This window comes from Candidatus Pelagibacter sp. uisw_098, assembly GCF_059512505.1.
Window position 1 is genome coordinate 938,244 of record NZ_CM183454.1, and the last position, 23,585, is coordinate 961,828.

The window sequence follows — 23,585 nt, forward strand, 5'->3', positions numbered from 1 at the left end:
TCGGATGAGTAATAATATTATAATTATTAATGGCCCTAATCTTAATCTATTAGGTGAAAGAGAACAATCACAATATGGGTCAATAACTTTTGATAAATTAAAAGAAAATTGTTTAAACAAAGCTAAAGAATTAGATATTCGTTTACAGTTTTCTCAATCTAATATTGAAGGCGAAATAGTCACGACTATACAAGAAGCTAAAAGTAAATTTGATGGCATAATTATTAATGCTGCTGGCTTTACTCATACATCTGTTGCTATTAGGGATGCTTTAGATATTTATAAAAAGCCAATTATTGAACTTCACATATCAAATATATACAAAAGAGAAAAATTTAGACATAAATCTTTAATCAGTGATATTGCTACTGGTGGAATTTTTGGTTTAAGTGACAATGGTTATATTTTGGCCATAATTGCAATGCAAAACATATTACAAAAATGAAAATAGATAAAAATATTATTAAAGAATTAACAGACTACTTAAATGAATTTAATTTAACTGAAATTGAATACACGGATAAAGATACAAAAATCAAAGTATCGAAATCAAATCCAACTAACTCAAATCAAGTGGTAAGTACTGTAGCATCGACTTCAACGACTGCTGAGAAAAAACCTAAGGATGTATCTGGAACTGAGGTTAAATCTCCAATTATAGGTACCGCTTACCACTCACCAGAACCTGGGGCTAAAAAGTTTTCTGAGATTGGTAAAAGAATTAAAAAAGGTGAAACAATTATGATAGTCGAAGCTATGAAGACTATGAACCACGTCCCTTCTACGGCAGATGGAATTATAAAAGAAATTTGTGTAGAAGATGGCCAACCTGTTGAGTATGGCCAAACTATCATCATTGTTGAATAATGTTTAAAAAAATTCTAATTGCAAACCGTGGGGAAATTGCAGTCAGAGTTATAAGAGCATGCAAAGAATGGGGAATTGCAACTGTTGCTGTTCACTCAGATGTAGACCGAGATAGCATGCATGTTAGACTTGCTGATGAAAGTGTTTGTATTGGGTCTCATCAACCAGCAAATAGTTATTTAAACGTGCCTGCATTAATGTCTGCAATTGAACTTACAAAAGCAGAAGCTGTTCACCCTGGTTATGGTTTTTTATCTGAAAATGCAAACTTCGCTAGAGTTTTAGAAGAAAATAATATTAAATTTATAGGAGCATCTTCAAAACTTATAGAAATGATGGGAGATAAAATTCAAGCAAAGAAAATTGCTAAAGAACATGGTCTACCTGTTATTGAAGGTTCTGAAGGTGGTGTTACAGATATAAAAGCAGCCAAAGAACTTTGTAAAAAAATAGGATTTCCAGTTTTAATTAAGGCATCTGGTGGTGGTGGTGGTAAAGGCATGAAAATTGTCCACAAAGAAGAAGAATTTGAAACATTATTTTCAACAGCTAAATCTGAAGCTCAAAAATATTTTGGTAATGATGAGGTTTACATAGAAAAATTTTTTCAAAATCCAAGACATATAGAGGTTCAGGTATTATCTGGGAAAAATAGAACTGTTCATTTGCATGAAAGAGACTGCTCTGTACAAAGAAGACACCAAAAATTAATAGAGGAAACCCCTAGCCCAGTTTTAACAGATCAAATTAGAAAAGATCTTTTTGAAAGAACTGTAAATATGGTTAGCAAAATTGGTTATGTAGGCGCTGGAACAGTCGAATTTATTTATGAAGATGGAAAGTTTTATTTTTTAGAAATGAATACACGTGTTCAAGTAGAGCACCCTGTTACAGAAATGGTAACTGGAATTGATATAATTAAAGAACAAATATGGATAGCTTATACGGGTGAAACAGCTCTTAAACAAAGTGATATTAATCCAAGAGGACATGCTATTGAATGTAGAATTAATGCAGAAGATGCAAGTAAAAATTTCCAACCTTCTCCTGGTACCATAGGTATGTGTCATCAACCATCAGGTTTTAGAACAAGAGTAGATGGTGCAATTTTTCAAGGCTATAAGGTTACCCCATATTACGATAGCTTAATCTGTAAAGTAATTGTGCAAGGAAGAAATAGAACTGAGGCCATTCAAAGAATGAATCGTTCTTTAGATGAGTTTGTGATTGATGGAATCACTACAACAATACCTCTTCATAAAATCTTGCTTAATCATAAAAAGTTTATTGATTCAGATTTTAATGTAGGCTGGTTAGATAATGAAAAAGTTATTTAATAACATTTAGTAAGCCAAATATCATACACAGGGTGATCAAATGGATTTATTGCTGGACTTGATGAAAAAGTCCATCCATTAAATATGAAAACTTCATTATTATCTTTGATTACTAGATCTTGTACTTGAATGTAAGCTGTTATTTCTGGGTTGTCATCAAATTCTGAATTTTTGCATTTTAAACTTTTAATTAAAAGATTCTGGAATTTTTTTTCCTCACCTATCGTTAATTTTATAAGGTTAGTTTTAGAGCTAACTTTATCTAAAATTTTTATCTCAATAAATTTTCCATTTGAACTTTCTAGAGCATTTACTGATGGGATATTTACTAAAAAAAAAAGGAAAATGATTAATATAAAATTAACCTTTCCAACTTGTATATTTTTTTTTAATTTGTTCATTATTTTTATTTGGATGATAGGCATGATCTGTACCTGTTTGATTGGATTGATGAGGTTTTTGCCAACTATATTTTTCTAAATCATGATTATTTTGAATTCTATTATTAGTAAAGTGCATCCATGAATACCATTCACCAGGTATTTTTGAAGCGTCAATCTCACCACTATAAATTATCCATCTTTTACCAGTTTTACTTTCATAGTATTTATTACCAGTTGAATCACATCCAGCAAGCTTACCATAAAAAATGGTCTTTAATTTTGTTCCTAGCGTTTCTTGATTCCACCAAATGAAAATTTTTTTTAAAAGTGTCAACATATAATTTTACTCGTTCTTCAATCCTTAATTGTATTATTTAAATTAGACTAAAGTAAGGATTTGTATATAAATTAATTATCTTACGATTCAAAATAAAAAATTAATTAAAGGAAAAATGGCAAAATACTTAGTTGAAACTTATTACACTTGTAGCTTTAAAGTTAATCATTATCTGGATGATATTAATGAAACCGAATTAGCAAACCTTGAAAAACGAGATGATGGAAAATTTGAAGTTTTAGATGTTAAGCTTGATACAAGAAAAACAAAAAGCTTAGACCCAAATAATAAGGTAATTGAGCCTAAAAAATTAGATATTATATCTGAGCAAAGCCAGCCCAAAATTGTTTCAAAAGAAAACAACACCACATTTGTTAAAAAAATAAATGAAGGTGTGGGTAAAAGATTTAGCATGCCAGACAGAAGGAAAGGCTACATTCAAAAAGCAACAATTGGTGACCATAAAGTTTATTTACATACAGGTGAATATGAGGATGGAAAAATAGGAGAAATTTTTATTGATACGAGCAAAGAAGGAGAGTTAGTAAAAGCTTTAATGAATAACTTTGCAATAGCAATATCGCTTGGCCTACAATATGGCGTACCTTTAGATGAATTTATTAGTGCTTATGTTGATACTAAATTTGAACCATCTGGAAAAGTTCATGGTAATGACAGAATAATGAGTGCCTCTTCAATATTGGATTATATATTTAGAGAATTGGCTATCTCATACCAAAATAGAGAAGACCTTGCGCATACTCCTACTATTGGAGGATCTGACAGATCTTTACCTGAAGAAGAAAATACAGAAGATCAAAATCAATTACTTAAGATTATAAAAGATGTTACTAGCAAAGGCTTTGTTAGAAACAATTATAAAAAAAATCTTGTTGATTTATCTGATGTTAAAATAAATTTAAAAGGTAAAAAGTAATATTATTTTTTAAGTTTTAAAGCTAATCCAAGCTCTTTGAGTTGCTCTTCATTAACTTCTGAGGGCGCATTCATCATTAAGTCCTGGGCGTTTTGATTCATTGGGAACATTGTAACCTCTCTAATATTTTTCTCATTAGCTAAAAGCATTACAATTCTATCTATTCCTGGTGCTATACCGCCATGAGGTGGTGCACCGTAACTAAGGGCATTAATCATACCACTAAATTTCTCATCAACTTGTTCTTTTTGATAACCTGCAATTGAGAACAGTTTATACATTAGCTCAGGTACGTGATTTCTAATTGCACCAGAGGATAACTCAATTCCATTACAAACAATATCATATTGGTAAGCTTTAATATTAAGAGGATTATCAAAATCAATATCTTTTATATCCCCTTGAGGCATTGAAAATGGATTATGACTAAATTCAATTTTATTATTTACTTCATTTTTTTCAAACATTGGGTAATCAACGATCCAACAAAATGCAAAAGTATTTTCGTCAATTAAGTCTAAATCTTTAGCAATTTTATCTCTTGCTTGGGACGTGATCTTCTCAACATCATTTATTTTTCCACAAGCAAAAAATATACTATCACCTACTTCTGCTCCTGTAATTTTCATAATTTCCTCAAGCGCTTCTTTAGAGAAAAACTTGCCCACAGGACCCTTGGCTGAAATATTTTCATTTTTTTCAATTGTAAAATAAGCAAGACCAGAAGCTCCCTGGTCCTTGGCCCATTTATCAATATTATCAAAAAAACTTCTAGGTTTTTCTTTTGTATTCTTGGTTACTATGCATCTTACTTTGGAGCCAGATTTTACAAGTTTTTTAAATATTTCAAAAGTAACATCCTCACGTGTAAATATATCTGACAAATCAGAAACTATTAACGGATTTCTTAAGTCAGGTTTATCCGATCCATACTTAAGCATAGATTCGTCATAAGGTATTCTTGGAAATTTTTCGTACATTAACTTTTTTGAAGAAAATTTTTTAAAAACATTAACTATTAATTTTTCTACAACTTGAAAAACATCTTCTTGTTCAACAAATGACATTTCTAAATCAAGCTGGTAAAATTCACCAGGGCTTCTATCTGCTCTAGCATCTTCATCTCTAAAACATGGGGCAATTTGAAAATACTTATCAAATCCAGATACCATTATTAACTGTTTAAATTGTTGAGGTGCCTGTGGTAGAGCGTAAAATTTTCCTGGATTTAATCGACTAGGTACTAAAAAATCCCTAGCTCCTTCTGGGCTTGAAGATGTAAGTATTGGAGTTTGAAATTCTAAAAAGCCTAATTTAAACATTTCATTTCTAATAAATGAAATAACTTTTGATCTTAATATAATATTGTCATGAATTTTTTTTCTTCTTAAATCTAAAAATCTATATTTAAGTCTAATTTCCTCAGCATATTCTTGATCACTAAACACAGGCATTGGAAGTTCTTTGCATGCACCTAGTACTTCAAATTGGTCAATATTAACTTCTATCTCACCAGTTTGAAGTTCAGAGTTAATAGTATCCACACTTCTCTTAACTACTTTGCCATTTATTTTAATTACGCTTTCTAATTGAATTTTTTCTAATAATTTAAAACTCTCATTACTTTTATCAATAATACATTGAGTCATCCCATAATTGTCTCTTAAATCAATAAATAAAAGATTCCCATGATCTCTTTTTTTATTAATCCAACCAGATAATACAATTTCTTGTCCACTGTTATCTTTATTTAATTCACTGCAATTATGTGTTCTATACTTGTTCACTTATTCCTCTAATGCCTCATTAATAATCTTAAAGTCGATTGGTTTTTTCTTTTTTAAACTAATCTTGTCAATTTTATATATGAATTCAAATATTTTGCCATACGATCTCTCAACTCTTTTAATGATAAAATCAATCAATTTTTTGTCTAAAATAATCTGTCTATCAGATAAATTTTTTAGTATTAAAGCAAACATTAATTCATCATCAGGGTTTTCAATTTTTGCTAAAAGACAGTTTTTAGTTCTTGATTTAAGGTCTTCAAGCTTAAAATCAATTTCTGCCACTGGTTCTGAAGATGTAATTATTAAAAATTTATTATCTTGATCAATTATATTAAAGAGAGTATAGATTAGCTTCTCATCTACATCTAAATTTAAATCTTCTAAAACAATATTTTGATAGGGCTTGATTTTTTTAATGTTTTCATTATTCAACAAACCTGATTCAACTCTAATTCCATTAAATTTTTTTAAAAAGATATTAGTTAAATGAGTTTTTCCAGAAAAATTCTCTCCACTTATATTTAAAAAATTTTTTTCCCACTTAGGCCAATTGTTTATTAATTCAAAAGGGTAAAAATTACTTTTTCCAACATAAAAATCATCATCTCTAAAGTTTTGCTCATAGTTAAAATCTAGTAACAATTGATTTAAGCTTTTCATTTAACTGTCCAAATATTGTTCTCCATTACCAGATCAAAATATCTATTATTCATATCATTAAAAAAAGTTTTCGGAGAGCCATTATAGATTATTCTATATTGTGTAAGTTTATTATTAAAATTTAATATGTAAAAATTTGATATCAAATCAATACCAGTGAGCACCTCTTCTAAATATATAATCTTTTTATAATCTGTTGATTTTATAGAAATGGTCAAAGGAAGCTTTATAGATGTATTTATCTCGTTATTTTTTTTCCATTCATCCTCATAAGTGTTTTTTAGATCTTCTAAAATTATATAGAGATCTTTTTTATTTGTTAAATTAATATTGAAATATTTTTTATTATTTATTTTAAGAGAATTATTTAAATTAATTTTTGAAAGTATTTTAACATTGTCTTTATCTTTATATATTATTGCAATTATATAGTCTTTTAAATAATATTTTTTTATTAAATTTATAAAATCATGTGTTTCAATAGAATTGGACATCTCTTGAAGTTTATTTAAATCTTCCAGATCCTCAGTTGGCAACAGATAATCTAGTAATTGATAATTATTTTTTATATCATTCCACCTTTCATAAAAAATATTATTATTAAACAAATAAATGGTATCAGTTTCTGCATCTACCAATACTGGTACTAATAAAACTTTATTTCTTATTGGTATTGATGGAAATATATTTCTTTTTTCTAAAAAGCTTAAAATTTTTTTTTTATTAAATGTCGTTTCAAGTTTAGCAAAATATTCATTATTAATAAATTTTTCATCACTTATTGTAAAAGAATCAATCATACTTTTGATCTCTTTTATTTTAATATTTTTTATTTTATTTTTATCACCTGAGGTTGTAATCATATAAAGTAAATTTGAAAAAGAAGCCTTAAACCCTGCATCTATTACACTACTTTTCTTAAAACTTAGCTCAAATGGAGATGAAATTTCAATATCAGACACTTTAAAAGTATTTGCATTCAAATAAGTTGTGGAAAAAATTATTATAAATAGAACGAATGAAATAAAAAATATATATACTTTTTGTAATGTTAATAATTTAATAATAATTTGCATATCTTATACTAATGAATAAAAAAAAATTTACCTATGAAAAAAGCGGTGTAAACATAAATGCTGCTGACAATTTTGTTAAATTCATATCTTCTATCTCATCAAATAATAAAGGCAAAAAAAAGTTTAATAACATTGGTGGTTTTGGTTCAATTTCAAACATTCCAAAAAATTTAAAAAACCCTAAAATTGTAGCCTGCACTGATGGTGTTGGAACAAAGGTTGAGATAGCTAATATACTTAATAAATATGACACGATCGGTATAGATTTGGTTGCTATGAGTGTAAACGATCTGATTGTTCAGGGAGCAAGACCATTATTATTTTTAGATTATATTTCAATTAATAAAATAGATTTAAAAAAACTAAAATCAATCCTCAAAGGAATAATAAAAGGTTGCAAAATCTCTAACTGTGAATTAGTTGGGGGAGAGACTGCGGAAATGCCTGGTACTTATGAGAAAGGTAAGTTTGATATTGCAGGCTTCGCTGTAGGTTTGGTGGATGAAAAAAAAATTCTTCTAAAAAAAAAATAAAAAAAAATGATTTAATATTAGCTATACCTTCTAGTGGTGTTCATTCAAATGGATATTCCCTAGTAAGATATATTTTAAAAAAAGGAAAGATTAATTTAAAGAATAATTTATTTTTAAAAAAAGAATTACTAAGACCAACAAAAATTTATGTGCAAGAAGTTTTGAACCTAATTGATAATAATCTTTTAAGTGGATGTTCAAATATAACTGGTGGTGGACTAGCAGATAATATTAAGAGAGTTATTCCAGATGGATTAATTGCTGATATAGATTTAAATAAAATTAAAACTAAAAAAATCTTTAAGTGGTTGAAAAAAAATAATATTGAGGACAAAGAAATGTTAAAAACATTTAATTGTGGGGTTGGTTTTTGCTTAATAATTAAACCAGAAAATTTAAAAAAAATTCAAAAATTTTTTACTAAAGAGTATCAACCATATATTATTGGAAAAATAACAAATGGTAAAAACAAAGTTAAGCTTAATGGAAAAATTGACTGGTCTTAAAAAAGTAAAATCTGCAGTTTTTATTTCAGGAACAGGAAGTAATTTAAAAAATATAATAAAATTCTCTAAAATAAAAAAATCACCAATCTCAATAAACCTAATAATTTCTAATACTAATCTAGCTAAAGGCTTAAACTTTGCAGATCAATTTAAAATTAAAAAAAAAATATTTAATTTTAAAAATTTAAAAAATAGTGAAAAAAATATATTACTATTACTTAACAAAGAGAAAATAAAATTTGTTTGCCTCGCAGGCTTTATGAAAATTTTATCTAATGACTTTATAAAAAAATTTGATGGACAGATAATTAATATCCATCCCTCTTTACTACCAAAATACAAAGGTCTTAATACGCATATTAGAGCTATTCAAAATAAAGATAAATTTGCTGGATGCACCGTTCATTATGTGGCAGCAAAGTTAGATTCTGGAAAAATAATATTACAAAAAAAAATTAGAATATCGGCTAGTGATAATTCTACATCATTAGCAAAAAAAGTTTTGAAGCAAGAGCACAAATTATACCCTGCTGCTATTATGAAAATTTTTAATTAGTTTTTAAAAAAAAAATCAATTTCTATTTTAGCATTTTCGACACTATCAGAACCGTGAACAGAATTTTTATCAATAGAAATTCCATATTTTTTTCTTATAGTTCCTTCTGCAGCATCTTCTGGTTTAGTCGCACCCATTAACTCTCTGTTTCCTAAAACTGCATTTTCTTTTTCAAGCACCATTACAACTATTGGTCCTGATGATAAATATGCACATAAATCATTATAAAATGGTTTTGTTTCATGAACTTTATAAAATTGTTCTGCTTCAGATTTTGCTATTTGGATTTTTTTATCTTTAACAATATTGAAACCTTTATTTTTAAACATTTCTTTAATTTCATTGTCTAAGTTTCTTTCTACTGCGTCCGGCTTAATAATTGATAATGTCTGTTCTATATTACTCATAATGTTCCTCTATTAGTTGATTTAATAATCTTACTCCAAAACCTGTCGCTCCCCCTGGATTTAAGTTTGCAGCTTTTTTAGAAAAAGCCATACCTGCTATATCTAAGTGTGCCCATGGTGTTTTACTTGTCACAAATCTTTGTAAAAATTGTGCGGCAGTTATTGATCCTGCTCCACCTGAATAGTTTATGTTTTGCATGTCTGCTATTGTTGAGTTTATTAATTTGTCATAATTACTATGTAATGGAAGTCTCCAGACTTTTTCTTTTACTTTTTCTCCTACTTGAAATATTTTTTTTGATAAATCGTCATTGTTAGAAAATAAACCTGCATACTCTTCTCCTAATGCCATTATTATTGCACCAGTTAAAGTTGCAAGATCAATAATAAATCTTGGTTTAAATTTTGCTTCAGTAAAACTCAATGCATCTGCCAAAACTAATCTTCCTTCAGCATCGGTATTCAAAACTTCAATAGTTTTACCATTATAAGCTTTAACTATATCTCCTGGCCTTTGAGCATTTCCACCTGGCATATTTTCAACTAAACCAACTACACCAACTGCATTTACTTTTGCTTTTCTAGTAGCTAATGTTTGTATTAAGCCTGCTACAACGGCTGATCCAGCCATATCATATTTCATTTCTTCCATGAATTTTGCTGGTTTTAAAGAAATGCCACCCGTATCAAAACAAACACCCTTTCCTACAAAAGATAATGGAGCTTTTTTGTCTTTTTTATTACCGTTCCATTCAAGTGTAACTAGATACGATTCATTTACACTACCTCTTCCAACACCCAATAAAGAATGCATTCCTAACTTTTTCATTTGAGACTCGTTATAAACAGTAACTTTAATTCCTAATTTTTTTAATTTTAAAAGTCTGTTTACATACTCTTTTGGATTAAGAACATTGGGTGGCTCAGAGACAAGATCTCTTGCAAAAAAAGTTCCTTCTTCAATTGCCTTGAACCTTAGCTCTTTTAGTGCTGTTGCCTTTTTTTTATTTCCTATTACATTTATTGAAATGAGTTTTTGTTCACTTTTTGACTTATAAAGATTAAATTCATAAGACTTAAGCTTTAATCCATGTAAGAAATGACTTATAAAATTTTCATATTTATTAATTATGCTATCTGAATTTACAAAGTATTCTCTTTTCTTTTCATAGTTTAGGCGCCCATAAAATTCTGCTCCTAAATTTTCAATATCAGAGGGCTCTAAATTGTTTTTAACAGATACTAAGACTATTTTTTTTTTCGAGTTGATCTCGAAAACAAACAAATTTTTTTTTAAGTCGCTGCTTTTTAATAAGTCATTTATGTAAGAAAACTCTGAATCGGAAATATTTTTTTTTAAGTGACTTATATTGAATCTTTCATTAGTAAATAAGACAAGATTGGCTGAGATTTTACCATTTAATTTGTTTGAATAATTAATTTTAATAGTCATAAATTTTTAAATACACTCCTTACAGGTTGAATGCTATATATGAATAATATTATCATATTTCAATGAAAAAAATTATTTTTAGAAAAATAGCTACTGACTGTATAAAGTTTTTTATTCTTACTACATTAACAATTAGCACAATCATTTGGGTTTTGCAGGCAGTTAATTATTTAGATTTCGTTGTGGAAGATGGACATGGATTACTAGTCTACTTTAATTACACGATACTGAGTTTTCCAAAAATTATTAGCAGAATTTACCCATTTTCATTATTTATATCAATTGCATATATTTTATTAAAATATGAAAATAGCAACGAATTAGTTATATTTTGGAATTTTGGCATTAATAAAAATTCATTCATTAATTTTTTTATAAAATTGTCATTTGGATTTGTCCTATTAAACTTAGTGCTTAACAGTTTCATCACACCATTGGCTCAAGAAAAAGCAAAATCTTTTTTAAGAAGTTCTGATATAGATTTATTTGAAAGTATATTGAAGCCTAAAAAATTTATTGATGTTATAGAAAATCTAACAATTTATTTTGAAGAAAAAACAATTGATGGAAAATTAAAATATATATATTTAAAAGAAAGATCTGATGTAAATAGTTTTCAGTTAACATTTGCAAAAACAGGAATATTTGAATTTCGTGGTAATAGAAAAGTATTAGTTTTATATGAGGGAAAGCAAATTAGTAATAATCAAGGAAAAAATTCAGAGTTTGAATTTTCAAAAACTGATGTAGATTTAAGCAGGTTTAATTCAAACACCAACACATATAAAAAAAATCAAGAGTACTCAACAAAAGAATTAATCCAATGTGTATTTATTTTACAAAAAAAGAAAATTGGAAAAAAAAATTATAATAAATCTCATGATTTCTCTGCTTGCGTATTGTGGAATGCTAAAGATATATATAAGGAGCTGTATGATAGGTTAATTAAACCTTTTTTTAATACTCTTTTAATTATGATTGCTCTTTTATTGATTTTAAAATCGAAAGATAGTCATAATTTTAAAAGATATAAATTTAAAATCTATACTTTAGGATTTTTATTTATTCTTTTTTTAGAAGGTTCAACAAAATTTCTTGGTGCCAATCTATTATATAATATTTTGATTTCGATGCTTCCTATTTTTTTATTTTTTTTAATATATATTTATTTTTGGACTAACCTTAAAGTTGGGAGTGAATGAAAACCTATATAAAATTCTTGGTAAATCTTTTCACTATTTCTTTATTGAAAGTTTTTTTTATTTTTTTTGGAATTATTTTATTAGTAAATATATTAGAACAATCAGAGTTCTTTAAGAATGCAGAACTTACTTTTTCTTATATAGTTTTTTTATCTTTTTTAAATTCACCCTCTATTATATTTGAAATTCTTCCATTTATTTTCTTAATATCTACTCAAATTTTTTTTATTGAATTAATTAGTAAAAATGAATTAGAAATTTTTAAATATAGTGGTTTAAATAATAATAAAATTGTTAAGGTGATTGGGTTATATTCGTTCGCACTTGCAATATTATTTGTTGTAGTTTTTTATAATATATCCTCAATTTTAAAAAATTCTTATTTAGTAATAAAAAATCAATACTCAAATGACGGTAAGTATCTGGCAGTAATTAACAAAAATGGTTTATGGATCAAAGACAGGATAAACAATCAAGTCAATATAATAAATGCTAATAAAATTGAAAATCAATTTTTATTAAATGTTTCTATTTCACAATTCAATAATAATTTTGAAATCATCCATACAATACAAAGTCAAAAAGTTGATATTTCTTCAGTTAATTGGAAAATAATAGATCCTACAATTTCAAAAAATAATGTTACCACTTATGAAGATATAATTAATTTTAAATCAAACTTTGATCTCAAAAAAATTAATAGTTTATTTTCAAACTTATCTTCTCTTAGTTTAATTGATTTAATAAAATTGAGAAAAAATTATAAATCACTCAATTATTCTGTAATAGATGTTGATTCTCATTTATATAAAATAATCTCATACCCTGTATATTTAACTTTAATGACAATATTTGCAGCTGTAATTATGTTTAACATAAAATATCAAAAAAACTCAATATACAAGGTTGCACTAGGAATTTTTATATCAGTCATCATCTATTATATAAATTATTTCTTCAATATATTGGGTACTAGTGAAAGAATTCCTTTAATCCTTTCAATATCACTACCTTTAATTATATTATTAATAATAAATATCACCTCTATAATAAGGTTAAATGAAAAATAATTTTTTAAAAATAATTCTAATATTAGTACTTTCTTTAAGTTTTTTTAATAAAGCTTTAAGTAGCGATGAATTTATTTTTAATGTCACTGAGATAGAGGTAACCGATGAAGGTAATGTCTATAAAGGCATAAACAAAGGTAAAATAACAACAGCCAATAAAATTGAAATAACCTCAGATACTTTTGAATATTTTAAAAAGAATAATCAACTTGAATCATATGGAAATGCACAAATTTTAGATACAAAAAATAATATAAAAATTAACGCTGATAAAATTATTTATCTTAAGAATGAAGAAATAATTTATACAGTCGGCAAAACATTGATCAATGTTTCTGACAGATATAACGTAGAAGGATATGATTTAAAACTATTAAGAAACAAAATGATTTTGTCTTCTTTAAAGCGAACAACTATCACTGACACTGTTGATAAGAACACTTATAAACTTAATCAATTTGAATACTCAATTAATCAAGAAATTTTAAAAGGAAAAAAAATTGAAGTTATAACCTCCATCCAAAAAAATATAGAAGAAGAAAATAATCCATCATTAGTTAAAGAATATAAAAAATTTATTCCTAGTATTAAAAGTGATAATTATTTCTATGATAGTGGTTTTTTTAATTTTAAAGATAAAACATTTTCTGCCAAAGATACAAATCTTTTATTTCACAAAACAGTATTTGATAATGATAAAAATGATCCTAGACTTAAGTCTGTTACTTCATATGGTGATGAATTTAACACTTACTTTAAAAAAGGAGTTTTTACTTCTTGTAAAAAAACCGATAAATGCCCTCCTTGGAAAATTAAATCTAAAGAAATTAAACACGATAAGATTAAAAAAAGAATTACCTACACCCAATCCTGGCTGAGCATCTATGATGTGCCAGTAGTATATTTTCCTAAGTTTTTTCATCCTGATCCTAGTGTGAAGAGACAATCTGGTTTTTTAAAACCAGCACTTGGAGGAGATAAAGATTTAGGTAGCTCTATTTATGTGCCTTATTTTCTTGTTATCTCAGATAATAAAGATCTTACAATTAAACCAAGATGGTTTGATAGTGAAAAACGTATCTTTCAGAGTGAATACAGACAGAAAACAAAAAAATCTTTAATCATAGCTGATTTTAGTATTGCAAAAGGCCATCATTCCAGTGTCACTGATAGAAACGACAGTAGATCACACTTTTTCATGAATAGTAAGACAGATCTTGATCTTGATAATTTTTTAGCGAGTACTTTTGAAATTAATTTACAAAAAGCAACGAACGACACTTATTTAAAAAAATTTAAACTAGAATCACCCTTATTACTCGGCAGTACATCTGAGCTTCACTCAAGTGTTGAATTAGATCTTGCGCACGAAAACTATGATTTTATAACTTCAATGGAAGTGTACGAAAATCTAAGTGGAGATAACAATAATAGATATCAACACATTTTTCCATCATATGGTTTTTCAAAAAATTTTGGTTTAGATGATATTCAAGGTGGTAGTTTTAGCTTTTCTTCGAGTGGAAGTAATAGATTAAATAATACAAATGTGCTTTCAACATCAATATCTAATAATCTAAATTTTAATTCTTATAATAGTTTTTTTGAAAATGGAATTAAAAGTAACTATAATTTTTTATTTAAAAACCTAAACTCCCTTGGTAAAAAAAGCAAAGTATACAAATCAAGTCCTCAATCTGAAATAGTTAGCTCGTATATATTAAACATGTCCTTACCCTTATCAAAAAATACAGAAAATAGTTATAATACGTTAGAGCCAAAAATATCATTTAGATTCAATCCACATGATATGAAAGATCATAGCGACTCTGGTAGAAAGATAAATGCATCTAATGTTTTTAATAATGACAGATTGAGCTTAGATGATACTTATGAGGGTGGAGAGTCTATAACCCTAGGTATAAATTATAAAAAACAAAAACTAACAAATACAGATACTATAAACGAAAATATTAAAACATTTGATGATTATCTTGATTTTAAACTAGCAACTGTATTTAGATCTAATGAACTAAATGAAATACCTACTACAAGCACCATAGGTAAAAAAAGATCAAATCTTTTTGGTCAAATAAATTTTAAACCCTCTGAAATATTGTCACTAGATTATAAATTATCAATAAATGATGATTTAAATGAAATAGAGTCTAATTCAATAGACGCAGAATTATCTTTTAGCAACTTCTCTACAACAATGAGTTTTTTAGAAGAAAGGCGTGCGCTTGGCAAAACAAATGTACTTTCAAATACTTTTAAATATAATTTTAATGAAGAAAATTTCTTATCTTTTAATACGAGAAGAAATAGAAGAATAGGTCTAACAGAGTATTATGATTTAGTTTATGAGTATAAAAATGACTGCTTAGAAGCAAAAGTTAGATATAAAAAAGATTATTATAGTGATCGCGACATAATCCCAAAAGAAGAATTATTTTTTGAAATAACAATAGTGCCACTTACAACATTTTCTCCTGATAAAATGATTTTAAACAAAAATAGGATCGATTAATGAAAAAAATTTTATATATTCTATTTATTTGTTTTAATATTAATGTTGTCTCAGCATTAGAAACAAAGATAATTTACGTCATAGAAAATGAGATAATCACAAATATAGATATTAAAAATGAATTTAGATATCTTTTAGCCTTAAATTCTAAACTAAAAAACTTAAATAATGAAAAAATTTTAAAAATTGCTAGTGAATCAATAATTAAAGAAAAAATTAAAAAAATTGAAATATCTAAAAACTTTTCAAATTTTAATGTAGACAAAAGATATAGTGATGCTCTTTTAAAGAACATTTATAAAGGTTTAAATTTTCAATCATTAGATGAGTTTAATTCACATCTAAAACCATATAATTTAGATGTGGATGATATCAGAAAAAAGTTAGCCATTGATGCTTTGTGGAATGAACTAATTATTAGAAAATATAATTCAAAAATAGAAATTGATGAAGAGAAGTTGAAAAATAAAATAATGAGTAGTGCTAAAAATGAGACTAAAGAATATAATTTATCAGAAATTGTATTTGAAATAAAAGATAAAAAAGACATCAAAAAAAAGTACTTAGAAATTAAAGAAAGTATTATTAAAATAGGATTTGAAAATAGTGCATCCATTTATAGTATTTCTGACACTTCAAAAATAGGTGGCAACATTGGTTGGATTAGAGAAGAATCTCTTAATTCAAAAATTGTTAATAATATTTCTACTCTAAAATTAGATCAAATTTCAAGACCTATAATTATTCCCAATGGAATATTAATATTAAAGATTAAAGAAATTAAAAAAACAACATCTGAAATTGATTTTGATAATGAGCTAAAAAAATTGATTAATTATGAAAAAAATAGACAACTAAATCAATACTCTAAAATATATTTTAATAAAGTTAGAAAAAATATTGGCTTTAATGAATAAACAACCAATAATTATTGTAGCTGGTGAACCCAACAGTGTATTTCTTGAAATTTTTTTTAAGAGTATAAAAAGTAATAAATTTAAACATCCTTTAATAATTATTGCTTCGAGAAAACTGTTAATTAGTCAGATGAATAAATTAGGTTATATCTTTAAAATTAATTCTATTAATAAAAACTTAAAAAATATCAGTGAATTAAATAATAAAAATATTAATTTAATAAATGTAGATTATAAATTTAATGCTTGTTTTCAAAATATTACAATTAAGTCTAAAAGTTATATAGAAAAATGCTTCAAAATTGCTCTAGAAATCCTAAAAAAAAATAAATTTACAAAATTTATTAACGGACCAATTTCTAAAAGGCATTTTTTGAAAGGTCACCATTATGGTGTTACTGAATATTTATCAAATAAGACAGGGGTTAACAATAAAGTTGCCATGCTAATATTTCACAAAAAATTATCTGTTAGTCCTTTAACAACACATATCGCATTAAAAGATGTACATAAAAATATATCACAAAAGAAAATATTCTCTCATGTTATATTAATTACACAATTCTATATTGAAAAGTTCAATAAAATTCCAAGAATTGCTATTACAGGTTTAAATCCACACTGTGAAAGTAATTTTAATAATAGTGAAGAGGATTTAATTATAAAGCCAGCTATTAAAGATTTAATCAAATTAAAATACAAGGTTAAAGGCCCATATGCTGCTGATACAATTTTTACAAAAGATCAATTCAAGAAATTTGATGTAATTATTGGCATGTATCATGATCAAGTATTATCTCCTGCGAAAACTTTATTTGGATTTGACGCAATAAACATAACATTAGGTTTACCATTTATTCGGATTTCTCCTGATCATGGACCAAACATTTCTATGTTAGGTAAAAATACATCAAACCCTAAAAGTTTAATTCAAGCTCTAAAATTCTTAGATAAATAGATGTTTATTAAACCCAAAAAAAGCTTAGGACAAAATTTTTTAATAGATCGCAACGTGTTAGAACAGATTGCTGATACTGTTGAAATTTCAAATAAAGAAGTTTTAGAAATAGGTCCTGGTAGTGGAAATTTAACTACATTTATTTTAAAAAAAAATCCAAAAAAATTTTATGTAATTGAAAAAGATGATGAGTTAGCTCAACTATTGGAAGATAAGTTTGCCAATGAAATTACTATTATTAATGATGATGTTTTAAAAATACCTGAAGATAAAATTTCCAGTGAAAAGCTTACTGTATTTGGAAACTTACCTTACAATATTTCGACTGAAATTCTTTCAAAATGGATAACAAACTTAGATAAAAAAATTTGGTTTGAAAGTTTAGTGTTAATGTTTCAAAAAGAAGTTGCTGAGAGAATTATTGCAGAATCTAATACTTCAAAATATGGGAGATTATCTATTTTATCAAACTGGAAATTAAATATTAAAAAAGTAATAGACATCAAGCCTGAAAGTTTTTCTCCAAGGCCTAAGATTGATAGCACGCTACTACTATTTACTCCAAGACAGAATATTTTTGAATTAAAAGATCCAAAAAACCTTGAAATGATTACTAGAGTTTTTTTTAGTCAAAGGAGAAAAATGCTAAAAAAACCTTTCAACCAAATTTTTAATAATGCAAAAGAAGTTGCAAATAAATTTAATATTGATCTTAATCTTAGACCTCAAAATCTTGAACCCGAAATGTATTTTAAACTAGTTAAAGAATATGAGAATTTAAGACGTTAATTTATTAACATGTTTTCTAATATACTCTTTGTCATAATCTTTTGAACCATTATTAATTTCTGCATCAATTAAATTGCTAATTTTAGAATAACACTCATCTAGATGGTCATTTATAATCACATAATCATAGTTTATCCAATGCAATACATCTCTGCTAAATTCTTTCATTCTTTCCTCTACAATCAGCTTATCTTTCATATCTCTATTGGACAGTCTATCAAACAAAACTTCTTTACTTGGTGGAAGTATAAAAAAAGTGATCAGCTTATAGTTTAATTTTTTATTCTTAATTTGATCTGCGCCCTGCCAATCAATATCAAATATTACATTCTCACCTTTTTCTAATTTTTCTATAACAGGTGTTCTTGTTGTTCCGTAAAGATGATTAAAAACTCTTGCATATTCTAAAAATTCTTCATTTTTGATCAGCCCCTCAAATTTTTCATGATTAACAAAATAATAATCTTTATCTGCAACTTCGCTAGATCTTGCTTTTCGCGTCGTATGAGATGTTGATATATGAAATTTTTTATTCTTAGATAGAAGTTTTACTAGAGTGGTTTTGCCTGCCCCAGATGGGGATGATAAAATCACCATTATCCCATCTTTTTTTGTGGACATTTAAATTTCTAGTTTGCTTTGCCTGCTATAAAGTTAACAGCATCACCTACGGTAAGAATTTTTTCAGCTTCACTATCTGAAATTTCTGAACCGAATTCTTCCTCGAAAGCCATTACTAATTCAACAGTGTCTAAACTATCCGCACCAAGATCGTCAATAAAACTTGAATCATCTAACACTTTTGCTTCATCTATACCTAGATGGTCTGCTACAATTTTTTTAACCTTGTTTGAAATATCTTCTGACATAATGTTCCTTTTTGTTATATTTCGTTAATAGTCCAAAAAGTAGTTTTGTCAACCCAAATACATGCCACCATTAACATGAAGTGTTTCACCATTAATATAGTCTGACTGATCAGAACTTAAGAATGTTACTGCATTTGCAATATCTTCAGGTTTACCGAGTCTATTAGATGGAATTTTAGCAATTATTGCTTCTTTATGCTTTTCATCAATCTGATCTGTCATTGCAGTACTTATAAAGCCAGGTGAAATACAGTTCACATTTATATTTTTTTTAGCATATTCAATAGCTAGACTTTTGGACATAGCAACAATACCAGCTTTTGAAGCTGTATAATTTGCCTGACCAGCATTGCCTGTGTGCCCTACTACCGATGTAATATTAATAATTTTTCCAGATTTATTTTTAAGCATCTTTTTAATAGAATATTTACACATTAAAAATGTTGAGGTTAAATTGACATCTATAACATTAGTCCACTCTTCTAAGCTCATTCTGATTGTTAAATTATCTTTTGTAATGCCAGCATTATTAATTATACAATCGAGTGATCCACCCAGCTCTTCAGTTGCATTATTTATAAACTCTTCAATCTTTTCATGTTGAGAGATATCAAACTTAAGTATTTTAATATTATTAAATTTTGATTTTAACTCTTCTAGTTTTTCAACTCTTGTACCCGTAGCTAAAATATTAAACCCATTCTCGTGAAGTTTTTCAACTATTGAATTACCAATGCCACCCGACGCACCTGTGATTATAACATTTTTATTTTTTAAACTACTCATTAATATTAATTAACTTTATATCTTCTTCTGTATTTATTGCACTAACTTTAACATTTCTATCAATTCTCTTTACTAAACCAGACAAAACTTTACCAGGTCCTATTTCTATAAATTGATTAATTCCCTTATTAATCATTAGTAAAACACTTTCTCTCCAACGAACCCTACTTTCAATTTGTTTAACAAGTAAATCTTTTAACTCGTTTGAATTAGCTATTTCTTTTCCAGTTACATTGGAAATTAGAATATTTTCAGGTTCTTTAAAGTTTAACTTTTCTATCTCTTCATTCATGACAAGTGTTGCATTATTCATCAATTTACAATGAAATGGTGCGCTTACAGGAAGTTTAATATTTTTGATGTTAGCTAATTTTAAATCAACCATCATTTTTTCTAGATCTTCAATATTGCCACTTAACACTATTTGACCTGTTGAGTTATCATTTGCAATATAACATTCATATTTCATTTTATTTTCACTAATAACACTTTCTATTGTTTCGATTTCAGAACCTAAAACTGCGACCATCCCACCTACTCCTTTTGGAACAGAGTTTTGCATAGCTTTTCCTCTAATTTTTAATATTTTTAAAGTATCTGAAAATGATAATACTCCAGCTGAGGCAAGTGCTGAATACTCACCCAAAGAATGTCCGGCAAAAAAATTTGCTTTGTTTAAATCGATATTAAATTCTTCTTTAATCAGTTTAAATATTGAATAACTTATTAAAAATATAGCAGGTTGAGTATTTTCAGTTAAATCTAGATCTTCTTTAGGTCCATTAAGAATAAGGTTTGATAACGGAAAACCAAGTGTGTCATCAGCTTCTTTGAATAAATCCTTAACTAGGGTATATTTATTGTAAAAGTCTTTACCCATTCCAACTAATTGTGAGCCTTGACCGGGGAAAATAACAGAAAACATTTAATTATCTAAACTTTATTGTGGTTTTAAGTGTTGTAATTCAATTGTTATAATAGTATATCCTCACTTTTTATTAAAGAACAATTATGAATTTATACGAACACACTATAGTTGCTAGACAAGATACTAGCCCTGCACAGGTTAAACAATTAACCGAGAAATATTCTAAAATAGTAGAAAGAAATGATGGTGAAATAGTACAAACTGAAGATTGGGGATTGCTAAACTTAGCCTATGCTATTAAAAAAAATAAAAAAGGCATCTATATGCACTTTAAAATTAAAGGTTCTGGAAAAATTATTGATGAATTAGAAAAAAATGAGATTATTGATAAAAATCTTTTAAGATACATGACCGTTAGAGTTAAAAAATTTGATTTAGAGGCAAAATATTTTTCAAAAAAAGATGAATACGAAAAAAAAGAATATAAAAAAGATTATAATAGAGATTAATTATGCCATCAAAAAAAAGAGCAGGAAATAAAAAAAAAGGTAGCCAAAGTAATTTTGCTAAATTAAGCATATTTCAGCCTAATAAATATAAGTTTAAAAAATCTTGCCCACTTTCAGTTAAAGGTGCACCAGAGGTTGATTATAAAAATATTAGATTATTAAAAAAATACATGTCAGAGAATGGCAAAATTTTACCTTCAAGAATTACTAACGTTTCACAAAAAAAACAAAGAGAGCTTTCATTGTCTATTAAGAGAGCTAGAAACTTGGCGTTGATTTAAATGAAAGTTATACTTTTAGAAAATTTAAGAAGAATTGGATCTATTGGAGAAATTATAGATGTAAAAAGAGGTTTTGCTAGAAATTATTTAATTTCAAATAAAAAAGCTCTTTATGCTTCAAAAGAAAATATTGCTGAAGTGGAAAAAATTAAATCTGAATTAGGAAAGAAGGATGCTGCGAAAAAAAAAGAAGCACAAACAATTTCAGAAAAAATTAATAATAAAGAGTATGAAATTAAAAAGTTAAGCACAGAAAACAAAGAGCTTTATGGTTCAGTTAAGCCAACAGAAATTGCAAAATTAATACAAGATAATGACATGCTAGATATCAAGCCTTCAATGATACAACCAATAACTGAAATTAAATCACTTGGTAAATTTAAGGTAAAAATTATCTTACACTCTGAAATAGACTCTGAAATTACTATCAATGTAGTTACAGCAGAAACTATTCAATAATTATACAATTTTTTCCCCAGCATACATTTGCTATTTTTTTAAATCTTATTTCGGTTAAGATTTGTTTATGGAAAATAACTTAAGTATTGTTAAAGATACATTTAAAGAACTCCCTAACAATATCGAAGCTGAACAGGCAGTAATTGGATCAATATTGGTTCAAAATGAAACGTTTGATGAAATAAATACCATCATTTCTAGTATCAACTTTTACGATCCTATGCATCAGAGTATTTTTTCAGCAATAGAAAGTCTTATTTATAAAGGAATGCTTGCAAACCCAATCACGTTAAAAAATTATTTTGAAAATGAAAAAGATGAATTAAATGTTCCTGAATATTTGGTTAAAGTTACAAAATTTTCTACCCCGCCAAGACAAGCAATAGAATATTCAAGAATTATTTATGATATGTTTGTGAGAAGAGAGCTAATTAAAATATCAGAAAATACAATTGATGCTGCTAAATTAAATGCACTTGATGTTAATGGTCAAAATATAATTGAAAACTCAGAAAGATTATTATTCGATCTTGCCGAAAAAGGCTCTTTTAATTCATCATTAGTTAAGTTTGATGAAGCAATGAAACAAACGATTGAGATGGCCTCAGCTGCTTATCGAAATGATGAGGGAATTGTTGGTGTCCCAACTGGTTTACGAGATTTAGATGATAGATTAGGTGGTCTACACAATTCTGATTTAATTATAATTGCAGGAAGACCCTCTATGGGTAAAACTGCTTTAGCTACAAATATAGCCTTCCATGCAGCTCAAAAATTACAAGAAAAAGGAAAAAAATCTGCAGTTGCTTTTTTTTCTCTAGAAATGTCTTCAGAGCAATTATCAACTAGAATTTTGGCAGAACAATCTAGAATTAAATCAAACGATATTAGAAGAGGAAGAATCTCTGATGAACAATTTGATAAATTTATTGAGACTTCAAAAAATATATCTGAACTTCCTTTATATATTGATGAAACCCCAGCCATCAGTATTGCAGCAATGAGCAACAGAGCAAGACGTATTAAAAGATTGTTTGGTTTAGATTTAATTGTTGTCGACTATATTCAACTAATGAGAGGGTCTGGAAATAATAGAGATGGTAGAGTTCAAGAGATTTCAGAAATCACCCAAGGTCTTAAGGCAATGGCAAAAGAACTTAAACTTCCAGTAATTGCACTTTCGCAACTATCTAGAGCAGTAGAACAAAGAGATGATCATAAACCTCAATTATCAGATTTAAGAGAATCTGGTTCAATTGAGCAAGACGCTGATGTTGTAATGTTTGTTTATAGAGAAGCATATTACTTGGAGAGAAAAGAACCAAGACCAGCAACTGTAGAGCATGCAGAATGGCAAGCTAAAATGAATGAAGTTTCGAACTTGGCTGAACTTATCATTGGAAAACAAAGGCACGGTCCAACTGGCAATGTTATGGTGGAATTTGAAGCAATGTTTACTAAATTTAAAGATACTCAAATTAACTAATATCCAATATAAATAGTGC

At 27.1% G+C, this 23,585-nt stretch carries 26 protein-coding genes and 1 pseudogene; 16 read left to right on the forward strand and 11 right to left on the reverse strand.

Features of this window, described 5'->3' with window-relative positions:
• Positions 1–4: 4 nt before the first annotated feature.
• From aroQ to accC, 3 genes are read left to right on the forward strand one after another with little or no spacing between them, the layout of a single operon-like run.
• A complete protein-coding gene (gene aroQ, locus AC5YF9_RS05085) occupies positions 5–445 on the forward strand; it encodes a type II 3-dehydroquinate dehydratase (RefSeq protein WP_415303612.1) in 441 nt (146 codons plus the stop codon).
• Complete coding sequence (locus tag AC5YF9_RS05090; RefSeq protein ID WP_415303613.1) at positions 442–867, forward strand: acetyl-CoA carboxylase biotin carboxyl carrier protein; 426 nt, start codon at positions 442–444, stop codon at positions 865–867. The genes aroQ and AC5YF9_RS05090 overlap by 4 nt, the downstream gene beginning before the upstream one ends.
• A complete protein-coding gene (gene accC, locus AC5YF9_RS05095; protein ID WP_415303614.1) occupies positions 867–2,204 on the forward strand; it encodes an acetyl-CoA carboxylase biotin carboxylase subunit in 1,338 nt (445 codons plus the stop codon). The genes AC5YF9_RS05090 and accC overlap by 1 nt, the downstream gene beginning before the upstream one ends.
• Here the strand turns inward: accC and AC5YF9_RS05100 are convergent.
• Both AC5YF9_RS05100 and AC5YF9_RS05105 read right to left on the reverse strand, forming a co-directional pair.
• Positions 2,201–2,605 (reverse strand): DUF2155 domain-containing protein, encoded by a 405-nt coding sequence (locus AC5YF9_RS05100; protein WP_496169847.1) that lies wholly within the window; start codon positions 2,603–2,605, stop codon positions 2,201–2,203. The genes accC and AC5YF9_RS05100 overlap by 4 nt on opposite strands.
• Positions 2,565–2,924, reverse strand: coding sequence for an NADH-ubiquinone oxidoreductase subunit NDUFA12 family protein (locus AC5YF9_RS05105; protein ID WP_415303615.1), 360 nt, complete (start codon positions 2,922–2,924; stop codon positions 2,565–2,567). Before AC5YF9_RS05105 ends, AC5YF9_RS05100 begins: the two co-directional genes overlap by 41 nt.
• Before the next feature lie 115 nt (positions 2,925–3,039).
• On the opposite strand from AC5YF9_RS05105, the gene AC5YF9_RS05110 reads away from it, so the two are divergent.
• Positions 3,040–3,861 (forward strand): TSCPD domain-containing protein, encoded by an 822-nt coding sequence (locus AC5YF9_RS05110; RefSeq protein WP_415303616.1) that lies wholly within the window; start codon positions 3,040–3,042, stop codon positions 3,859–3,861.
• Positions 3,862–3,863: 2 nt separating this feature from the next.
• On the opposite strand, the gene aspS is transcribed toward AC5YF9_RS05110, so the two are convergent.
• The 3 genes from aspS to AC5YF9_RS05125 are packed head-to-tail and all read right to left on the reverse strand — an operon-like array spanning position 3,864 to position 7,273.
• Positions 3,864–5,648: an aspartate--tRNA ligase gene (gene aspS, locus AC5YF9_RS05115; RefSeq protein ID WP_415303617.1), complete on the reverse strand. Its 1,785-nt coding sequence runs from the start codon at positions 5,646–5,648 to the stop codon at positions 3,864–3,866.
• The gene (locus AC5YF9_RS05120; RefSeq protein WP_415303618.1) at positions 5,649–6,311 is read right to left on the reverse strand and encodes a P-loop NTPase family protein; all 663 of its coding nucleotides are present in this window, start codon (positions 6,309–6,311) and stop codon (positions 5,649–5,651) included.
• Positions 6,308–7,273 (reverse strand): hypothetical protein, encoded by a 966-nt coding sequence (locus AC5YF9_RS05125; protein ID WP_415303619.1) that lies wholly within the window; start codon positions 7,271–7,273, stop codon positions 6,308–6,310. Before AC5YF9_RS05125 ends, AC5YF9_RS05120 begins: the two co-directional genes overlap by 4 nt.
• A gap of 125 nt (positions 7,274–7,398) precedes the next feature.
• Here AC5YF9_RS05125 and purM point away from each other — a divergent pair.
• A pseudogene (gene purM, locus AC5YF9_RS05130) lies at positions 7,399–8,426 on the forward strand (phosphoribosylformylglycinamidine cyclo-ligase).
• Positions 8,404–8,982 carry a phosphoribosylglycinamide formyltransferase gene (purN, locus tag AC5YF9_RS05135; protein ID WP_496169848.1) on the forward strand — a complete coding sequence of 193 codons (579 nt, stop codon included), beginning with the start codon at positions 8,404–8,406 and terminating at the stop codon, positions 8,980–8,982. Before purM ends, purN begins: the two are co-directional and overlap by 23 nt.
• Here the strand turns inward: purN and ndk are convergent.
• On the reverse strand, positions 8,979–9,389 hold the full coding sequence (gene ndk, locus AC5YF9_RS05140; RefSeq protein WP_415303621.1) for a nucleoside-diphosphate kinase: 411 nt from the start codon (positions 9,387–9,389) through the stop codon (positions 8,979–8,981). The two genes, purN and ndk, sit on opposite strands and share 4 nt — an antisense overlap.
• Entirely contained in the window at positions 9,382–10,842 is a 1,461-nt protein-coding gene (locus AC5YF9_RS05145) for a leucyl aminopeptidase (RefSeq protein ID WP_496169849.1), read from the reverse strand. Before AC5YF9_RS05145 ends, ndk begins: the two co-directional genes overlap by 8 nt.
• 62 nt (positions 10,843–10,904) lie before the next feature.
• Here AC5YF9_RS05145 and AC5YF9_RS05150 point away from each other — a divergent pair, with 62 nt between their 5' ends.
• From AC5YF9_RS05150 to rsmA, 6 genes are read left to right on the forward strand one after another with little or no spacing between them, the layout of a single operon-like run.
• Complete coding sequence (locus tag AC5YF9_RS05150; protein ID WP_415303622.1) at positions 10,905–12,044, forward strand: LptF/LptG family permease; 1,140 nt, start codon at positions 10,905–10,907, stop codon at positions 12,042–12,044.
• Positions 12,041–13,114, forward strand: a complete 1,074-nt coding sequence (locus tag AC5YF9_RS05155; protein ID WP_496169851.1) for an LptF/LptG family permease — start codon at positions 12,041–12,043, stop codon at positions 13,112–13,114. Before AC5YF9_RS05150 ends, AC5YF9_RS05155 begins: the two co-directional genes overlap by 4 nt.
• A complete protein-coding gene (locus AC5YF9_RS05160; RefSeq protein WP_415303624.1) occupies positions 13,104–15,644 on the forward strand; it encodes an LPS-assembly protein LptD in 2,541 nt (846 codons plus the stop codon). The genes AC5YF9_RS05155 and AC5YF9_RS05160 overlap by 11 nt, the downstream gene beginning before the upstream one ends.
• Positions 15,644–16,561, forward strand: a complete 918-nt coding sequence (locus AC5YF9_RS05165) for a peptidylprolyl isomerase (protein WP_415303625.1) — start codon at positions 15,644–15,646, stop codon at positions 16,559–16,561. The genes AC5YF9_RS05160 and AC5YF9_RS05165 overlap by 1 nt, the downstream gene beginning before the upstream one ends.
• The gene (locus AC5YF9_RS05170; RefSeq protein WP_415303626.1) at positions 16,554–17,519 is read left to right on the forward strand and encodes a 4-hydroxythreonine-4-phosphate dehydrogenase PdxA; all 966 of its coding nucleotides are present in this window, start codon (positions 16,554–16,556) and stop codon (positions 17,517–17,519) included. Before AC5YF9_RS05165 ends, AC5YF9_RS05170 begins: the two co-directional genes overlap by 8 nt.
• On the forward strand, positions 17,520–18,308 hold the full coding sequence (gene rsmA / locus AC5YF9_RS05175; protein ID WP_415303627.1) for a 16S rRNA (adenine(1518)-N(6)/adenine(1519)-N(6))-dimethyltransferase RsmA: 789 nt from the start codon (positions 17,520–17,522) through the stop codon (positions 18,306–18,308).
• Here rsmA and gmk read toward each other — a convergent pair.
• From gmk to fabD, 4 genes are read right to left on the reverse strand one after another with little or no spacing between them, the layout of a single operon-like run.
• Positions 18,297–18,929, reverse strand: coding sequence for a guanylate kinase (gene gmk, locus AC5YF9_RS05180; RefSeq protein ID WP_415303628.1), 633 nt, complete (start codon positions 18,927–18,929; stop codon positions 18,297–18,299). The two genes, rsmA and gmk, sit on opposite strands and share 12 nt — an antisense overlap.
• 8 nt (positions 18,930–18,937) lie before the next feature.
• Positions 18,938–19,177 (reverse strand): acyl carrier protein, encoded by a 240-nt coding sequence (locus AC5YF9_RS05185; protein ID WP_415290920.1) that lies wholly within the window; start codon positions 19,175–19,177, stop codon positions 18,938–18,940.
• A 48-nt stretch (positions 19,178–19,225) separates the two neighbouring features.
• On the reverse strand, positions 19,226–19,963 hold the full coding sequence (gene fabG, locus AC5YF9_RS05190; RefSeq protein ID WP_415303629.1) for a 3-oxoacyl-[acyl-carrier-protein] reductase: 738 nt from the start codon (positions 19,961–19,963) through the stop codon (positions 19,226–19,228).
• Positions 19,956–20,888 (reverse strand): ACP S-malonyltransferase, encoded by a 933-nt coding sequence (fabD, locus tag AC5YF9_RS05195; protein WP_415303630.1) that lies wholly within the window; start codon positions 20,886–20,888, stop codon positions 19,956–19,958. Before fabD ends, fabG begins: the two co-directional genes overlap by 8 nt.
• A gap of 86 nt (positions 20,889–20,974) precedes the next feature.
• On the opposite strand from fabD, the gene rpsF reads away from it, so the two are divergent.
• From rpsF to AC5YF9_RS05215, 4 genes are all read left to right on the forward strand, one after another.
• On the forward strand, positions 20,975–21,340 hold the full coding sequence (rpsF, locus tag AC5YF9_RS05200) for a 30S ribosomal protein S6 (RefSeq protein WP_415303631.1): 366 nt from the start codon (positions 20,975–20,977) through the stop codon (positions 21,338–21,340).
• Between the two features lie 2 nt (positions 21,341–21,342).
• On the forward strand, positions 21,343–21,621 hold the full coding sequence (rpsR, locus tag AC5YF9_RS05205) for a 30S ribosomal protein S18 (RefSeq protein ID WP_415276086.1): 279 nt from the start codon (positions 21,343–21,345) through the stop codon (positions 21,619–21,621).
• The gene (rplI, locus tag AC5YF9_RS05210) at positions 21,622–22,080 is read left to right on the forward strand and encodes a 50S ribosomal protein L9 (protein WP_415303632.1); all 459 of its coding nucleotides are present in this window, start codon (positions 21,622–21,624) and stop codon (positions 22,078–22,080) included. It begins immediately after the preceding gene.
• 67 nt (positions 22,081–22,147) lie between these two features.
• Positions 22,148–23,566: a replicative DNA helicase gene (locus AC5YF9_RS05215; protein WP_415303633.1), complete on the forward strand. Its 1,419-nt coding sequence runs from the start codon at positions 22,148–22,150 to the stop codon at positions 23,564–23,566.
• Positions 23,567–23,585: the final 19 nt, after the last annotated feature.

Bases quoted from the DNA above. Each gene is read 5' to 3' on its own strand.
- accC (WP_415303614.1), top strand. From the start codon at position 867: ATGTTTAAAAAAATTCTAATTGCAAACCGTGGGGAAATTGCAGTCAGA.
- AC5YF9_RS05105 (WP_415303615.1), bottom strand. From the start codon at position 2,924: ATGTTGACACTTTTAAAAAAAATTTTCATTTGGTGGAATCAAGAAACG.
- purN (WP_496169848.1), top strand. From the start codon at position 8,404: ATGGAAAAATTGACTGGTCTTAAAAAAGTAAAATCTGCAGTTTTTATT.
- AC5YF9_RS05155 (WP_496169851.1), top strand. From the start codon at position 12,041: ATGAAAACCTATATAAAATTCTTGGTAAATCTTTTCACTATTTCTTTA.
- AC5YF9_RS05145 (WP_496169849.1), bottom strand. From the start codon at position 10,842: ATGACTATTAAAATTAATTATTCAAACAAATTAAATGGTAAAATCTCA.
- AC5YF9_RS05150 (WP_415303622.1), top strand. From the start codon at position 10,905: ATGAAAAAAATTATTTTTAGAAAAATAGCTACTGACTGTATAAAGTTT.
- rsmA (WP_415303627.1), top strand. From the start codon at position 17,520: ATGTTTATTAAACCCAAAAAAAGCTTAGGACAAAATTTTTTAATAGAT.
- AC5YF9_RS05215 (WP_415303633.1), top strand. From the start codon at position 22,148: ATGGAAAATAACTTAAGTATTGTTAAAGATACATTTAAAGAACTCCCT.
- AC5YF9_RS05185 (WP_415290920.1), bottom strand. From the start codon at position 19,177: ATGTCAGAAGATATTTCAAACAAGGTTAAAAAAATTGTAGCAGACCAT.
- AC5YF9_RS05120 (WP_415303618.1), bottom strand. From the start codon at position 6,311: ATGAAAAGCTTAAATCAATTGTTACTAGATTTTAACTATGAGCAAAAC.
- ndk (WP_415303621.1), bottom strand. From the start codon at position 9,389: ATGAGTAATATAGAACAGACATTATCAATTATTAAGCCGGACGCAGTA.
- AC5YF9_RS05170 (WP_415303626.1), top strand. From the start codon at position 16,554: ATGAATAAACAACCAATAATTATTGTAGCTGGTGAACCCAACAGTGTA.
- gmk (WP_415303628.1), bottom strand. From the start codon at position 18,929: ATGTCCACAAAAAAAGATGGGATAATGGTGATTTTATCATCCCCATCT.
- fabD (WP_415303630.1), bottom strand. From the start codon at position 20,888: ATGTTTTCTGTTATTTTCCCCGGTCAAGGCTCACAATTAGTTGGAATG.
- AC5YF9_RS05160 (WP_415303624.1), top strand. From the start codon at position 13,104: ATGAAAAATAATTTTTTAAAAATAATTCTAATATTAGTACTTTCTTTA.
- rpsR (WP_415276086.1), top strand. From the start codon at position 21,343: ATGCCATCAAAAAAAAGAGCAGGAAATAAAAAAAAAGGTAGCCAAAGT.
- aroQ (WP_415303612.1), top strand. From the start codon at position 5: ATGAGTAATAATATTATAATTATTAATGGCCCTAATCTTAATCTATTA.
- AC5YF9_RS05110 (WP_415303616.1), top strand. From the start codon at position 3,040: ATGGCAAAATACTTAGTTGAAACTTATTACACTTGTAGCTTTAAAGTT.
- AC5YF9_RS05090 (WP_415303613.1), top strand. From the start codon at position 442: ATGAAAATAGATAAAAATATTATTAAAGAATTAACAGACTACTTAAAT.
- AC5YF9_RS05100 (WP_496169847.1), bottom strand. From the start codon at position 2,605: ATGAACAAATTAAAAAAAAATATACAAGTTGGAAAGGTTAATTTTATA.
- rplI (WP_415303632.1), top strand. From the start codon at position 21,622: ATGAAAGTTATACTTTTAGAAAATTTAAGAAGAATTGGATCTATTGGA.
- fabG (WP_415303629.1), bottom strand. From the start codon at position 19,963: ATGAGTAGTTTAAAAAATAAAAATGTTATAATCACAGGTGCGTCGGGT.
- rpsF (WP_415303631.1), top strand. From the start codon at position 20,975: ATGAATTTATACGAACACACTATAGTTGCTAGACAAGATACTAGCCCT.
- AC5YF9_RS05165 (WP_415303625.1), top strand. From the start codon at position 15,644: ATGAAAAAAATTTTATATATTCTATTTATTTGTTTTAATATTAATGTT.